Here is a 16,331-nt window from a genome sequence, read left to right on the forward strand (position 1 = left end):
GGTTGTATTAGTAGTGGATCACACTGCGAATCGATTTGCCGTCATGCATGAGGTCAAAGGCTTGGTTGATATCCTTTAGTTCCATGGTGTGGGTAACAAAGGGGGCTAGTTGGATCTCCCCCCGCATGGATTGTTCCACCATACCTGGTAATTGGGAACGACCTTTCACACCGCCAAAAGCGGTGCCCATCCATTTGCGGCCGGTAACAAGCTGGAATGGTCTGGTGGAAATTTCTTGGCCAGCCCCTGCTACGCCAATGATTACCGATTGCCCCCAACCCCGGTGGGCACATTCCAGAGCGGAGCGCATTACTTCCACATTGCCGATGCATTCAAAGGAGTGGTCCACTCCCCAGCCGGTCATTTCCACTATGACTTGCTGAATGGGTTGGTCATGGTCTTTGGGATTAATGCAGTCAGTGGCGCCCATCTGCTTCGCTAGCTCAAATTTGGCGGGGTTGGTGTCGATGGCAATGATGCGACCAGCTTTGGCCTGACGAGCTCCCTGTACAACAGCGAGGCCGATGCCCCCCAGGCCAAACACCGCCACTGAGTCTCCTGGTTGTACTTTGGCGGTATTGTGCACAGCGCCGATGCCTGTGGTGACGCCGCAACCCAGTAAACAAACGTGTTCGTGGTTTGCTTCGGGGTTAATTTTGGCGAGGGAAACTTCGGCAACAACGGTATATTCGCTAAAGGTGCTACAACCCATGTAGTGATAGAGGGACTGGCCATTGTAGGAAAAACGACTGGTGCCATCGGGCATAACCCCTTTGCCTTGGGTGGCCCGCACTGCAACGCAGAGATTGGTTTTACCGGAGCGACAAAACAAACATTTCCCACATTCAGCAGTGTAAAGGGGGATAACGTGGTCTCCCAGTTGAACACTGGTTACCCCTTCCCCCACTTCAACCACAATGCCTGCTCCCTCATGGCCCAGCACAACGGGAAAAAGTCCTTCCGGGTCATCGCCGCTGAGGGTAAATGCGTCCGTGTGGCAGACTCCGGTATGGGTGATCTTGACCAAAACTTCGCCTTGCTGGGGTGGAGCCACATCTATTTCCACAATTTGCAAAGGTTTGCCCACTTCAAAGGCAACGGCGGCACGGGATTTCATAGCAGATCCTTAACGTTGAAGGGAATAACGGGTGCGGCAGGATTCGAACCTGCGACCGTCCGCTTAGAAGGCGGATGCTCTATCCACTGAGCTACGCACCCAGGCTTGCTACTCAATTCCATTCTCCCATATTTTTTGGGGCTAGGATTTCGGTGTTAATGGAATATTTCCGGGGGACAGGGAAAGGATAGTTGACAGCTACGGCTGTTGACAGTGCACATCGGGACTGGGCAAAAGAGCAACAGATGGGGGCTTGCTGACATCATTACCCCGTTCCTTTTTGGCAACGGTCATTTGGGTGTGAATTTTTGTATCTTTCGCCTTTGCGTAGCGCATTTTTCAATAAAGGTCAATATACCATTAGTAGATTGTTTGGTTCATACCACGAAAAAATTGAGTCCCTGTTGAGACCGTCACCGTGGTTTTAAATCTTACCGACGGTCTTTTCGCCATTATTGCAAGACTGCCCTGGTGGGCCGGGAGCCCAGGGAGATAAGTTTTAGCACGCTGTCTATGACCCGAATTCTGCTAGTTAGAGCAACGCTCAGGCGATCACCAATATTGCTGGCCAGTCCATCAAAAGCCTGAATTTGACCGTCGACCCTCATTTTATTTGTGGAGCCTAGCCTTAATGAGTATAACTTTATCTGATCGCCTTTCTGCCGTTGTTCAAGACAGTGCCGGAACGAGTCATATTGTTTGGCTAGAAGGAACCAATATTTGGCACGCTGTTTATGACCCAGTTTCTCAGACATGGAAAAATGCCCAGGCCATTGTCAATACCGCTGGTCAGAACATCCGAAGTCTTAATTTGGTTGCCGATTCAGGGTTAATTGTCGAATCTGGAACAAGCAATAATACGCTGATTCCAGGCGTGGCAGTTATTTATCAAGAAGGTCTGGAAAACGACAGTAACTTTTTCTATACCGCGGCGCGCTATGACAATGTTGGCAAACTGCAATGGCTCGAAGCCCCCCAGGCCCTGACAGCGGATCAAGTGGGGGATTTAGAACCTCGGGCGGTGGTAGACAACGGGGTTATTACAGTAGTCGGGCAAAAAGTTGATCTCGTCAAAGCCCAAAACCAGGCCATCCGGGAAGATGCGGATCCATACTATCAAACCTTTCAAATTTACAGCAATCAGTTTTCCACAATCCCATCAACCCCAGTTACGCCCATCGCCGCTTATGCTCCCCAGATTACTAAAGATGGTGTCGTTCAAGGCAACTACATTCAGCGGGACCAAAATACTGTGGCCGCATTACCCAGTGCTACTTACCAACCCTTGACCCTTGCAGAAACACAATCCAGTAGCTTTCAGGGATGGGGGGCAAATTGGACAGTCTCCCAGACATTTGACACTAACCTAAGCAACTTAAAACTTTTTAAGGGAATGGCGGGTGTTCCTGAGGCTCTGCTTACGCCCATTTTTAAGAAATTCAATATTACTGGAACATTACTGGGATCTTCAGGTAACAATCCTAATCTTTCATTTTTTGGTGGCGGAATCAGTACAGAGGGAATATTACTCAATGCCTCGATGGCGGTTCAATTCAATGAAGATGACCAGGACACCAACAATACCTCATCTGGAACTGCAGGAAGCAGTCTCAATCCGGCAGAAAATACAACACAACTCTCCCGTAAGCCAGAAATTTCCCTCTCTGCCATTGCCGCGACCCTTTATACCTTTGATAAAAGCTTAGGTGAAGACAATCTTTCCTATCCTTTAACAGTAGAAACGGGCAGTCTTGGCCTAACAGTTGGCTTTACATTTCCGATTCCGATTGAAGGAACACCCATTCTCTTTAACTTTTTAGGTAGTGCTGGCCTGGGAATGCAGTGGCAATTATCTCCGAAAGACCCTCAAACCTATGTGTCTCCTGTTGGGGCAGTTTTATCTCCTACGGGTGGTGATTCTGATGCGGTACTGGCAGTCCTGTTTAATGTTCCTCCCTTGGGTGCTATCACGGCGATCGGACTGGCGGTAATCTCTGATATTACTGAAGTAGTTGAGTTGATTTTCACCGACGTTGATCCTGACGGCAATGAAGCCATAGAACTCGAATCCTTGTTATTTTCGATACCGATTGCGACTGGTATTGATGGCGGGATTAAAATCCCCTATGTTTTTGAAGCCTTAGCTGGGATTCAGGCGAGCTTAGTCGGAACCGTTGGCGGCACTCGGTCGGCGGATAATGGTGCATTTCAATATGACCGAGATCTAAGCCTGGGATTTCCGATGAATATCACCATTAAATTCTTGGGTTTTCTTGGCGGAACAGTGGGTATCTATCCCTATTGGACTTGGGGTGATGATCCCAGTAGTAGTGCCAGTAATAGTGATTTCGCCACCCTTAATCAAGCCAGTGCCGATTCTCCCACGGCAATTGTGAGAGGGCCGCTATTAGAAATCCAAGGGTTACAAACTAACGGCACCCCCCAGGCCACAGATTTCCAAGTTAACGTCAAAGACCCCCTAGGCCAGACCACAACAGTTCCAGTTTTTGGGGTGATCACTCAGGGCAATACGACCATTCTCCGGCTTGAATCAGCAATTCCGCAAACCAACTTAAACGATCAGCCTTTTTCAAATATTAAGGTTACTTATCAAAATAATGCTCCGATTCCTGTTGTTAATCAATCGGCCAATACCTTTACCTATAATTACAATCCGATTAGTGGTACTAACAGTAATTATCAAGTCACAGGTCAGCAGGTTGTAATTGCCTTTAATGCCACTCTAAATCCCAACATCATACCCGATTCATCTCTATTTCAAGTTACGGATACCAATGGCAATTCAATCTCAATTTCCTCTGTTATTGTAACGTCTCGCAGTGTGATCTTAACTCTATCCGGATCGAGCAGCACCTATAGCGTTAGTTATTCGGGTAGTAGCAGTTCTGGAAATGTATTAACCACAGAAGATAATGTTGCAATTAGTGATTTTAAGATTGCCAGTAATACGCCACCAAGCACCGCTGGACAAGTGAATCGTACCTATAGCAACGTGCCAGCAGGAACCACAAGTGCAATTACAACTAACCCCCTGCTCGGTAGTACAGTGGCCCAAGATTATGCTGAGGATAGCCCACCTGCTTTAGCTGTCACTGATTCTGGTGTGTTGCTGGCCTGGAGTAGTGATACCCCGCCGATTACACCCATTTCTGCCTTGCTATCGGGAACTACGATTATCCTCACTTTTGCTGACACCCTCGTAAATCTAATTAATACCAACAAGGCCACTAGTAATCCGTTTACAGTTCTAATTAATAATCAAAGTGTTGAAATTCAGGATTCATCTAGCACAGGAAATTATGTTGCAATTTCGTTGAATTCAAGTACTGTTATTGATGCTGACGATACGATCTCGGTTAGCTACAGCATTGATTCCACACTAGAAAATAGCCTCTTTAATCTTTACCTTTCTGATGCCACAGATTTCGCCTTGTGGGTGCCTGACTTTACCACGCCTGTGACGCAAGCAGCTAGTTCAACCAATGCCCCAACGCTATTAGAAGCAGTGGCAATTTCCAATGTCATTACGCTCACCTTTGACCAAATCCTTTCATCTAGCAATCTTCCTCCTGGAAGTCAATTTAAGGTTACAGTCAACAATTCCGATAATTTTATTACTGTGATCAATGAGGTAACAATTGAGAATAATTCTGTTACTTTGCCCTTATCAGAACCCATTGGACAAGGCGATATTGTTACCGTTAGCTATAGTTCTGGTGCTGGCACATTAGTTAATAGTAATAATATTCCCGTTGCTCCCTTTACAACAAGCGATATTCTGACCACATTTGCGAATCCTGGGACGGTGATTAAAACACTTTTAGCCACTCCCAGCACCTCAAGCGTTAGTATTGCCTATCCAAGCTCAATTATTGGGACAAGTGGCTTAAATTACGATCCAGCCGTGTATTTTAACCAGGCCACAAATCAGGTATTTGCTGCTTGGGTGAATGTTGATAGTAGCCAAATTCAGAATCAACTCATCCCAGGCCAATATTATAGCAACTTAGAGATTATTACCCAGGCCCTGCAAAGCTCAACTATTTACTTTTCTGTTGCCTCTTTAAAGGATCTTGGTGATCTTGGCCCCAACGGTCAAATCATTCCCTGGTCAGTGGCCGCCCCCATTCCCCACCAGCAAACAGGACAGAATACCAATGTCACGCTTGGCCTGGGGCCTGATGGTTCGATTATGGCGGCCTGGTTAAATACCACACTGGATAATAATGGTACGCCCACAACCACGATTTACTATTCCACACTCAATCAAAATGATAGCTCCCCGGTCTGGTCTGCCCCTGTTCCCATACTTCCCGACATTAATCCCGATGCCTTTACGCCCCTAACCATTAGTACGATCAATCAACAACCAGCAATTTTCTGGACTGAATCTTCCCCAGCATCCTATCGTCAGTTAGTTCTTAATGCCGCCCCATCGGTTTATTTACGTCTTGGGGAAAGGACTGGTGATGTAGCCCGCAATAGTGGTCAGTTTCAAGCCGCCGCCAATGGCACCTATAGCGGTACTTTTACTCTGGGGGAAATGGGAGCCTTAGAAACCACAAGTAACACTGGTGATCCCAATCCTGCCGTGCTGTTTCAAGGTGGGGGTGTAACGCTTGATCAACCTGTACCTCTGACAAACCAGGCTTTTGCGATTGAGTTTTGGTTTAAGTTGCCCAATTTACCTCGGGAATCTATCAATCTAGTTTCCGCACTGGGATTATTTGGCCTGGGCCTGGAGGTTGATCCCAATGATCCTAATGCGCCACCGAAACTTACCTTTGGCCTGGGTAATGATGATCAGAGCCAAATCCAAGCTAGTGAAACCTTTGCCACTGATGTTTGGTATTACGTTGTTGGTACCTATGATGGCTCAAGTCAAAACCTGAGTTTGTATCTCAATGGTGTCTTAGCTGGAACCCTGGATGATGTGGAATTTGATCCGTTTCCCACCGCAGCGGCCTTAGCTTTAGCAGGGGCTTCTACAGCGAATAATCCGGTTTATTTAGATGAAGTGGCATTCTATCCCAAGGCATTAACAGCTTCTAATGTCAATGCGGCAGATTTAACCAATGCAAATTTCCAAAACCTAACAGGTAGCCAAATTCTTGAGATCATTGCGGGGACAAATCAAATTGGCAACCACTACGCCGCCCAATACAACCAGCCGGTTCCCCCAGGCCCTAATACTTATTATTCCGTTTCGGATGGTTCAAGTTGGCAACTCCCTAGTCAAATTAACCCCACACCCGCAATCGTTCCCACCCAGTTAGCCGGGGCCAATATCCCTGTTTTCGATTTAGTCTCTGCCACTCCCGCCCAGGCCAGCACCGCGATTGCGCCCAATGGAATTGCTGATGCCGTTTATCAGATTTCGCTTTCTAATCCAAACTTAACTATCAGCGGAATTAAAGTTACTAGTGGCAACCAGGCCTGGGCGATTGGCACCGACGACAATGGCACAGCACTCACGGGTAATCAGCTTGGCCTACTTTTAGGAGATACCCTACTCAACAGTCTTAATCCCGATACTCAATCCTTTAGCTATCCAATTCAGGGATATACCGAAAATCTCTTTTTATTCATTGATCCCGGCAGTTCCAATACTACTCTTGGGCCAGTTGAAGTTACGGTTTATTTCGAAAACAACGATAATACCCCTACACCGTTTTCTGTTGCTCCCTATCAGATAAATATGGCAACAATGGGGCCAGATCAAACAGTTACAGGAACAGCAACGGTTACTGAAGCCAATGATTCCTCCCTCGCCCTAATTGATAGTGGGTTTATTATTAATTCCGATAATCCGGCGATCGGGTATGTTTTGGCCAGTGCGTTTAATTCCGATGGTACTTTAGCCTATGTGGCAGTGGGGAATCGTGGCTATAGCGACAGTCAGGGCAATGTTCTTAACAACGGGACTGTCCAGATCTTGTTTAGTTGCAGTGATATTCTCTCTGGCAGTGGCTCATTAAGTACAACAATTCTCAATGGCAATCCTGATGGGGTTTTAATTACCAATATTCAAGATGCGGGGGATAATCAGCGGAACCTTTCGCTTTCCTTAGCTACGGGAGATATTGACGGGGATAGCATTCCTGATTTAGTGATTGGTGCGCCCAATGTGGGTAACTTTGCTGGAGCGGTTTACGTCATCTATGGCAGTTATCTCAGCAATCAAAAAGGACAAATAATTGATGTCACAAATCTCAGCACGAAACCTAACACTATGGGTTTTGTGGTTAATGGCAATGAAGCGGAAGACTTAGCGGGCTTTTCAGTAGTGGTGGGGAACTTTGATGGGGATAGCTATGGTGACATTGTTTACGGTGCGCCCTACGCCAAAGATAGTAACGGGAATCGGGTTGGCCAGGTTTATCTAGTTGCTGGTTTTGCCCAAGGAAGTGCTCCAGACTCAATTAGCCCTACAGTCATTTATTCTGGCAAAAGTTTTGATATTCCCAATCCCCAACCGAATCCACCAAGTCAAACCCTAACAGTGGGTGAAGGGGCAGGGTTTGCACTGGGAGTTTCACGGCGACTGAGTAATGGACCATCTACATTTACAGGTAGCACAACGACAGATGATCTCTTTATTGGCGCGCCCAACTATCAAATTCAAGTCGTAAATCAATGGACAAATCAAAGTAATCTCCCAGGCCAAAACTCACAAAACCAACAAAATCAACAAATCACATCAGACCTTTTTCCTAGTTCCAGTTTTGTTTCAGCCGGGGCCGTTTATGTCTATAACTCTAATCAAGGCTTAAGTCTTAAAACAAATCCTTGGGCCATCTATACCGGGCCAACGATTCCCAATGCTCAAGGCACTGCCACTAGTTATTTTGCTGGAACTGTGATTGGCTCGGGTTTGAATACGGATTTCACAGATTATGACGGAGATGGCCGCCAAGATTTAGTGATTGCCGGGCCTGGGGCCAATACCAACACGGGGCAAGCCTTTGTGATTGGTGGGTCTACTGCAACTCCATCTGTAACAACTACACAATCTGGAATAACTACAACAACTACACAAGCCTTAAATACAGTCAGTAACCTCGTGATCAATGGTGGATTAAGTGGGGGCAAAGCGGGAACAGTCATTACTTCAGTGGGAGACTTAAACCATGATGGCTATCAAGACCTTTTAATTACTGCGCCCCAAGGAGCCAATGCTACGGGTCAAAGTTATGTCTTATTTGGGACATTGAATTTAAGTGAATTCGGGACTGTTTTTGATCTCAATGTCACCGCTAACGACAACAAAACCACATTTTTACTCAATGGCGATCAACCCTTCCAGGCTACGGGAACAGCAGCAGTTGGTGTGGGTGATATTAACAATGACGGCGTAGATGACCTAATGCTCACGGCTCCAGTGGGTCAACAACTTTATGCGGTTTATGGGCATCCCTGGTTAGCGGACGATGGCAGTATCAAACTTGCGGATGTTTCTTCTAATAATGGCTTTGTCATTGATGGCTACGAATATTCCCTCCCATCTAGCCCCTTTGGTTATGTCCTCAGTTTTGATCTTGTTTATGGCAATGATTTTGAACTGGTTTCTGCTTGGTTGCAGTTAATTTCGCCCACTGGTCAAGTCATCTGGCGCTCGAATCCAGGAGAAGGAGTAACGGTTACGCCCGAAGCCTATGCCATTATGCAAAGTGACGGCAACTTTGTGATTTACGGCCAACCAGGGGGGAATTCAGGGGATGTCATTTGGAGTTCCAATACAGCAGGGAATAGCGGGGCTGTTCTGAAATTAGCCTCGGATGGCGGTCTTTATATTGTTGATTCCGAGGGCAATATTGTCCCCAATGGTACTCTAAATCCTGGGAATACTAGCCTGATTACTAATGCTGTTACCCTCGACGAAAATCAAGAAATTAATATCAGTCTCGATACCTTTCTGTCCAATGGGGAGAATGGCGGCAGTCTCTTTGGTAATGGCCTCAACATTGTAATGGTTGGGGATGTTAATGGCGATGGCTTTGCTGATGTGATTTCTGGGGGAAGTCCGGCTGGGGGAGTGCTTATTTTTGGCAACAGCACTAAAGATTTACTCGATGCAGCCCTAGGCACTGACGATTTAATTATTTCGGTGGAAAACGCTCAAGTTAAAGAGTTTGTTGCCCTTGGAGATTTTGATGGGGATGGCTTAGCTGATTTTGGCGTTATTGATGATCAAGGCAACTTCTTTCTGGTTTTAGGCAGTCCGGAATTAGGTAGCCAAGGTAGCCTTGTTATTGACTCTACTTTGCCAAATTTATCTAACTTTAACCAGGCCTGGGGAGTCGGAGATTTTAATGGCAACGGTTACGATGATTTTGTCTTACAAGGCCCTAATTCTACGATCGCCGTTTACGGTAACGCTAATGGAACATTAACCGACTCATCTCCTTTAACGTTTGGTAACAATTTCCCCCTACCCAGTTCTTTCACAGGTATTGATTTAAATGGCAATGGCATCAAGGAAATTGTCGCCGGTCAGCCCAACTTAAACCCAGTCCCTAATATCGGTGGCTTTGGTGGTGGTTTACAGTATTTTACCTATGAGGCTGGAAATGCGGTTTTACAACCAACGGTTAATCCTCCCAATGCCTCAGTTACGGAGGCTTCTGGTCTGTCTTCATGGGGACAAATTTCGTTTCCTAATCAATATGCCCAAGCTGGTGTGCCGTCATTTGCAACGTTAGATGGCTGGCTGTATCAAGCATTTTACGGAATCAACGAGCGTATTTCCACTAAAGATTCATACATTTATATCCAACGAAGCCGAGATGGAGTCAGCTGGGAAAACCTCACTCAAGTCGTCCCGCTCGATAGCAATGGTACGCCGATTGATCTTAAGAATTTGCCCCCCTCAATTACGGCTTACAATGGCACACTTTATTTAGGCTTTACTGCTGACAATGGCCAGGTGTGGGTTGCAGAAGGAGTCAATACTAATGCCAACTCCGGGATACTCATCAATGCCGTCCCAATCAATCAAGCCTCCAATAATGGCCCAACATTAGTGGCCTTTAATGATGAACTCTATGTATTCTTTGTTAAAGATGCTTCCGATAATGACATTCTCTATTCCAGTTCCAGCAATCCAGGGAGTAGTAGTGGCTGGGATGGTACCAGTACCGTTCTCACGTTTAGCGATGTTAACCAGGCGACTAATTTCCCCCTCAGTGCTACCGTTGTCCCTGGATTAGATGGGGATACTCTTGCCGTAGCATTTCGTTCTAATAACTCCCCCGCAACTTGGGTCGGCCTTCTCAACTCCAGCGATGTAACAAATTGGCAGGGTTCGGCAGAATTAACCCAGGTTGACGCCAACTCCCAAGTATCCCTAACTGTGGTAGATGGGACTTATTATTTATTTTTCACTTCAAGCACTGAGGCTAGTGCTTCATATGCTACCTCTACAGATGGCTTGAATTGGGGAGATATCACATTAATTCCCTGGGATGATGGCAACCTTGGTGGTGTTGCATCAATCTTATTTAATCAAAGCTTTATTTTATCATTGAATCAAAGTAATAATGAATCTCTTCTTTTTGCTTTTTCAAATTCATTATTCGAGCCGAATCAAGCAAGTCGTTGGGGTGAGCAAGTCCGGGACATTGGTGATTTTAATGGAGATGGTATTGCTGATTTAGCCGTGTTGGCCCCTGGCTACCGAAATCTACTGCAATTTCCAATTTTAGACTACCCAGCTATCAACAATTTAGGGGGTGTGTTCATTTACTACGGAGAGGAGAGTGGGATTTCGGTTAATGATCCTCCTGATGTTGTTTTAGCTGCGCCTGATCTTCCCCAGGAAACCATTTTTGAATTACTGGAAATTACTCCTACTGGTGATGTAAATGGAGATGGCTTTGATGATTTGTTAATTAGTGCACCTCTCACCCCTGTTATTGCTGGTCAATTTCCTGATGTCAATGGTGATCAAGGGGTAAGCTGGGTCGTTTTTGGCGGAACCCATTGGGGAACTGAGTACACCGCAAATTCGCCTTTCGGTTTAGGGAACCTTGCCAACAATCAAACCAATAATAGTCAAAACTTTAATCCCTATGGTTTTGTGACGACTGGATTACCGAGATCCCAAGCTGGTATTTCCATCAGTGGCGGGGCAGATGTAAATGGTGATGGTTTTAGTGATTTTGCCCTAGGTGCGCCGGGTAACTTTGACAATCTCAGTTATGTGCTGTTTGGCAGTGACTTTACCAACCAAGTCAATCAACTGGGAACCATTGGCGATGATGTCATGTTGGGCAGTCCCACAGGGGAAATATTTGTTGCTGGCCAAGGAGATGATCAAATTTATACCAATGGCGGGGTGGATACGGTTTATGCCGGCCCTGGGAATGATTTCGTGACGGTCACTGATACGAATTTCCGACGGTTGGATGGCGGCAGTGGCAATAATATTCTCAAGTTTACGGGCTACACAAATCAAGATTGGGATTTAACCACTCTTTCCCCAGGCCTGCGACTGAAAAATTTTAATATTCTCGATGTCCGGGATTACGGGGCTAATATCCTTACCCTCAATGCTCTGACGATTACACAACTTTCAGCTAATAACGAAGTTCGGGTTCTTTTAGACGCCAATGACAAGATCAATCTAGATTCAAGTTTTAGCTTTAGTGAAAAAGTCTATCTCGATAACCAAAACTATTATCTTTATACCTCTAACGCTTCAGCCGCCACTGTGTTGGTCAATGTCCCCTCCAATCAGGTTACGTTTACTGCTACGACGAGCAATTCCCCCAGTCTCAACCTAATTCCCACGGCTCAACCCAATGCTCCTACTACCACCGATGTAACCATCCTCGCCGCCACTAATTCTGACCCAAATCAACCCACCCGTTTATTTGTCTCTAACCCGAAAGTTTCCGAAGCTGCTGGAGAGGCCCAGTTTGTCATTGAGCGCACGGGAGACTTAAACAAATATGTGTTGGTCAGCTACATCACCCAGGATATGAGTGGCAAAGCTGGCGATCGCTATTTACCCATAGCAGGACAGTTAATATTTAATCCTGGAGAGAACCAAAAAAACATCACAGTTAAAATTCCTACTGACTCTGTTTATACCGCCGATCGCCAATTTAGCCTATTGGTTTCTTTGCTGAATGATGGTTTGGAAGCAGGAGATTGGGGCGATGCTTTTGCTTTAGCCGGTGATGCCAATGGTGCCCAGATCCGTCGTTGGAACTACCTGGCCGGGAATTGGGATAACAGTGTCATGGGTGGCTTGATTGATTTCTCCACCACGGTTAATTCCGACCAAGCTGAGATTCATTTGAGTGTTGAAGGCTTAGGGGAATTTAACGACTTTTTTGGTTACGATCCCCTCAGCCAAACCTATCAATCCATAATGTTTAATGGTGCCACAGGGGCCCGGCTCACCAATTCAGATAGCCCAAACGCTATTGGCGGAGTAGAACTTAAACTTTTGGACGGCGATCGAGGTGATGCCGATGGCATAGTTAATGGTTTGGTGGCAACTAATGGTTATGCGGGCCGCACCATCCCAGGCTTAATTAGCAATAATAACCGAGTTTTTTGGGCTCCCACCAACGCCGATGGCCAAGTGCAACTCAGGTTAATCAATAGCCCCTCACAAAACTATGAAATTGGTTGGGTTATGGTGGATAGTGCCGATGGTGCCATTGATGGTTTACTTCCTGATGATCCGGGCTATGAGGAGGCCGCTTTGGCCCGCAAACAAGCTGTTTTTAGTGATCAAGCCAATGCCTCAGCCCAGGCTTTAACCCGTAGTTTAGCCCGACAAAGTTTTACTGATATTGAAGCTTTTGCCAGGACAGAATCACAATTTTTTGGTAGCTTTAGTAACTCTAATTTAGAAGCTAATCGTTACTATATGCTCTATAGTCAACAGGGAGAAGAAATTGCTTTTTCCATTGATGCTCCACTAATGGTTGAAACAGATAGTCGAGGTTATCATCAGTTAGATTTTAATGGCATTACTACAGAAATCGCTTCCAAAACTTTGGTTGTGCCGGGAATTTTAAACCAGACTGTGACGACAAATGTTTCCATTAGTCGTGCGGGGGCTTACGAAAATCTTATTGTTCTCTACAAAGTGGATAGTCTGACCGGGGGCATTGATACCGATGGCGATCGCCAGATTAATTTAAACCCAGGGGATGTGGGCTATGTACAGGCGGCATTAACCAGGGCCCAGAATCCAGCAACGGGGCTAAGCTTAAACGCCCCTGACGAGTTTTTTAGCACTACTCAAAAGACCATCAGTTTGTCGGGCAATAATATTTATGGCATGGCGATTATTCCCAACTCATCCATCGAAGAAGTGTTAAGCAAAAATCCCACTAACGACCCGAACCTTGGCCCTGTGGCCCTTTTTTCTTTTGAGCAAGCCAATCCTGGGGGAGTGAGCCAAATGAGTCGTCTGGGTAGTAACCTGTTTGGTTTTGAAGATATGGTGGGCGGCGGCGATCTTGACTACAATGACATAATTTTACAATTCAGCTTTCTAACTTCATAAATTAAGTACAAAAGTGACATAGAGGAATAGGCTGATCTATCCCCTTGAGTCTGATCTGGTCCCGCAACCGAAATTAGTCCGCTCCACTCCTGTCCCGAGGGTGTGTCAGAATGGTTAACGGCCGGATTTTAGCGCCTTGTCACTAAACTGCCAGATTTGCCCAGTCAAATCCCTATTTGAATTCGAAACTTTTACTATTATTGTCTCTTTGCCCATGACTGCCACCCTTGCCGCCCCCAGCAAAACCCGCCGTGTTGTTTTTCCTTTTACGGCGATCGTCGGTCAAGATGAAATGAAGTTGGCCCTGTTGCTCAATGTCATTGATCCCAAGATTGGCGGCGTCATGATCATGGGCGATCGGGGAACCGGGAAATCCACTACCATTAGAGCTTTGGCGGATTTGTTGCCGGAAATTGAGGTGGTGGCCAATGATCCTTTTAACTCTTCCCCCAGCGATCCCGAGATGATGAGTGAGGAAGTACGGATCCGGGTAGATAGCCAAGAACCTTTATCTATTGTCAAAAAGAAAGTCACCATGGTGGATTTGCCCCTGGGGGCAACGGAAGACCGGGTGTGCGGCACCATCGACATCGAAAAGGCATTATCAGAAGGAGTTAAAGCCTTTGAACCGGGTTTATTGGCCAAAGCCAACCGGGGCATTCTCTATGTGGACGAAGTTAACCTGTTGGACGATCACTTAGTGGACGTGTTGTTGGACTCCGCTGCTGGGGGTTGGAACACGGTGGAGCGGGAAGGTATTTCCATTCGCCATCCGGCCCGGTTTGTTTTAGTGGGTTCCGGTAACCCAGAAGAAGGGGAATTGCGGCCTCAATTGTTGGATCGATTCGGCATGCATGCTGAAATTCGCACTGTGCGGGAACCGGAATTGCGGGTAAAAATTGTCGAACAACGGACGGAGTTTGACCAAAATCCCCATCCTTTCTGTGACCAATATCAAACGGAACAGGAAGCGTTACAAGCAAAAATTGTTAATGCCCAGAATTTACTGCCCCAAGTGACCATTGACTACGACTATCGGGTGAAAGTATCGGAAGTCTGTGCAGAACTTGATGTGGACGGGTTACGGGGAGATATTGTTACCAATCGGGCCGCCAAAGCCCTGGCCGCTTTTGAAGGTCGCACTGAGGTAACAGTGGATGATATTAGCCGAGTAATTGTGCTTTGTTTACGCCATCGTTTACGGAAAGATCCTCTAGAGTCCATTGATTCCGGCAGTAAGGTGGAAAAGGTATTTAAACGGGTTTTTGGCGTTGTCGATGAAGCTTAACGCGGCAATCTCTGTTGTTTTTATTGTGTGATTTATGGTTGTAAATTCTGATCCCGATTGGCTTTGGCGGGGAACGGCGGAAATTTTTCCCCACAATGCTGACTCAAACAATCCCCAGGAACATTTAGGGATTTTAACCCAACAGGACAGACCTCTACGGGTAAAGCTGGGCATTGATCCCACGGGCACGGACATTCATTTAGGCCATAGCATTCCCTTCCGTAAATTGCGGGCGTTTCAGGATGCGGGCCACACAGCGGTGGTAATTATTGGTGATTTCACTGCCCAAATTGGCGATCCCACTGGGAAATCGGAAGTACGGAAACAGTTAACTGCGGATCAGGTGAAACGCAATGCAGAAAGTTACCTAGCTCAGTTAAAACCAATTCTAGATTTTGATACTCCAGGAAGATTGGAAATCCGTTACAACTCCGAATGGTTAAGCAATTTAGATTTGAATAAAATTCTGGAATTGCTAGCAACGATGACAGTGGGACAGATGTTAGCCAAGGAAGGGTTTGCGGAGCGTTTCCAAAAGGAAAATCCGATCTTTTTGCACGAATTTCTTTACCCTTTAATGCAGGGGTATGATTCTGTCGCTGTAAATGCAGATGTGGAATTGGGGGGCACTGATCAAAAGTTTAATATTGCGGTGGGCCGGGATTTACAACGGCATTTTGGCAAAACTCCTCAATTTGGTTTACTGTTGCCGATTTTGCTGGGGACAGATGGACAACAAAAAATGTCCAAGTCTCTGAACAATTATGTGGGTTTACAGGAAGATGCTTTATCCATGTACTCCAAGCTGGAGAAGACGCCTGATCGCCTGTTGGGGGAATATTTCGAGTTACTAACTAACTTGGACTTGGCCGAGTTACCGGAGAATCCCAGGGAGTGCCAAAAGTTGCTCGCCAAGGAAGTTACAGCCCAGTTCCATGGAGTTGCAGGGGCGATCGCCGCCCAAAAAACAGCGGAGGATATTGTCACCCAAGGTAAGGCGGGTAATACGGACAGTGTGCCGGAATTTTCCCTAGCTGAAATTACTTTTCCGGTGAAATTGGCCTATCTCCTCAGTGCCAGTGGCCTGTGCCCCAGTAGTAGTGAAGGGAGAAGGCAAATCAAGGGGGGGGCTGTGCGCTTAGATGGCGATCGCCTAGAGGATGTTAATCAGGAATATGCCGATCCCAAAATGTTAATTAATAAGGTGTTGCAAATGGGCAAGAAAAAATTTATTCGTCTGATTTCTTAATCTCCAAGGCGATCAGCTTCTTAACTTTCACAAAAAGCGATCATTCTATTCGTAACAAGCTCACACTCGAAAAAAGAGGTTTAACGCTTTCCCAAAAATCGCACTGCGATATTGTAGATCACACCAG

At 46.2% G+C, this 16,331-nt stretch carries 5 protein-coding genes and 1 tRNA gene; 3 read left to right on the top strand and 3 right to left on the bottom strand.

What is annotated here, in order from left to right:
* Positions 1 to 7: 7 nt before the first annotated feature.
* The 3 genes from C7I86_RS03055 to C7I86_RS18715 form a co-directional block, all read right to left on the bottom strand.
* Complete coding sequence (locus C7I86_RS03055) at positions 8 to 1,117, bottom strand: S-(hydroxymethyl)glutathione dehydrogenase/class III alcohol dehydrogenase (protein WP_010871793.1); 1,110 nt, start codon at positions 1,115 to 1,117, stop codon at positions 8 to 10.
* 28 nt (positions 1,118 to 1,145) lie between these two features.
* Positions 1,146 to 1,218: transfer RNA gene (locus C7I86_RS03060), tRNA-Arg, on the bottom strand.
* Positions 1,219 to 1,315: 97 nt separating this feature from the next.
* A complete protein-coding gene (locus tag C7I86_RS18715) occupies positions 1,316 to 1,453 on the bottom strand; it encodes a hypothetical protein (protein WP_158299071.1) in 138 nt (45 codons plus the stop codon).
* Positions 1,454 to 1,748: 295 nt separating this feature from the next.
* Between C7I86_RS18715 and C7I86_RS03065 the strand changes: the two genes are divergently transcribed.
* From C7I86_RS03065 to tyrS, 3 genes are all read left to right on the top strand, one after another.
* Positions 1,749 to 13,667: a SwmB domain-containing protein gene (locus C7I86_RS03065; RefSeq protein WP_010871794.1), complete on the top strand. Its 11,919-nt coding sequence runs from the start codon at positions 1,749 to 1,751 to the stop codon at positions 13,665 to 13,667.
* Between the two features lie 214 nt (positions 13,668 to 13,881).
* Positions 13,882 to 14,955 (top strand): magnesium chelatase ATPase subunit I, encoded by a 1,074-nt coding sequence (gene bchI, locus C7I86_RS03070; RefSeq protein ID WP_010871795.1) that lies wholly within the window; start codon positions 13,882 to 13,884, stop codon positions 14,953 to 14,955.
* A gap of 34 nt (positions 14,956 to 14,989) precedes the next feature.
* Complete coding sequence (tyrS, locus tag C7I86_RS03075; RefSeq protein WP_010871796.1) at positions 14,990 to 16,204, top strand: tyrosine--tRNA ligase; 1,215 nt, start codon at positions 14,990 to 14,992, stop codon at positions 16,202 to 16,204.
* The last annotated feature ends 127 nt before the right edge of the window (positions 16,205 to 16,331 follow it).

The sequence above is a fragment of the Synechocystis sp. IPPAS B-1465 genome (genome assembly GCF_003015225.1).
Taxonomy (GTDB): Bacteria; Cyanobacteriota; Cyanobacteriia; order Cyanobacteriales; family Microcystaceae; genus Synechocystis.

Bases quoted from the DNA above. Each gene is read 5' to 3' on its own strand.
- C7I86_RS03055 (WP_010871793.1), bottom strand. From the start codon at position 1,117: ATGAAATCCCGTGCCGCCGTTGCCTTTGAAGTGGGCAAACCTTTGCAA.
- C7I86_RS18715 (WP_158299071.1), bottom strand. From the start codon at position 1,453: ATGCGCTACGCAAAGGCGAAAGATACAAAAATTCACACCCAAATGACC.
- C7I86_RS03065 (WP_010871794.1), top strand. From the start codon at position 1,749: ATGAGTATAACTTTATCTGATCGCCTTTCTGCCGTTGTTCAAGACAGT.
- bchI (WP_010871795.1), top strand. From the start codon at position 13,882: ATGACTGCCACCCTTGCCGCCCCCAGCAAAACCCGCCGTGTTGTTTTT.
- tyrS (WP_010871796.1), top strand. From the start codon at position 14,990: ATGGTTGTAAATTCTGATCCCGATTGGCTTTGGCGGGGAACGGCGGAA.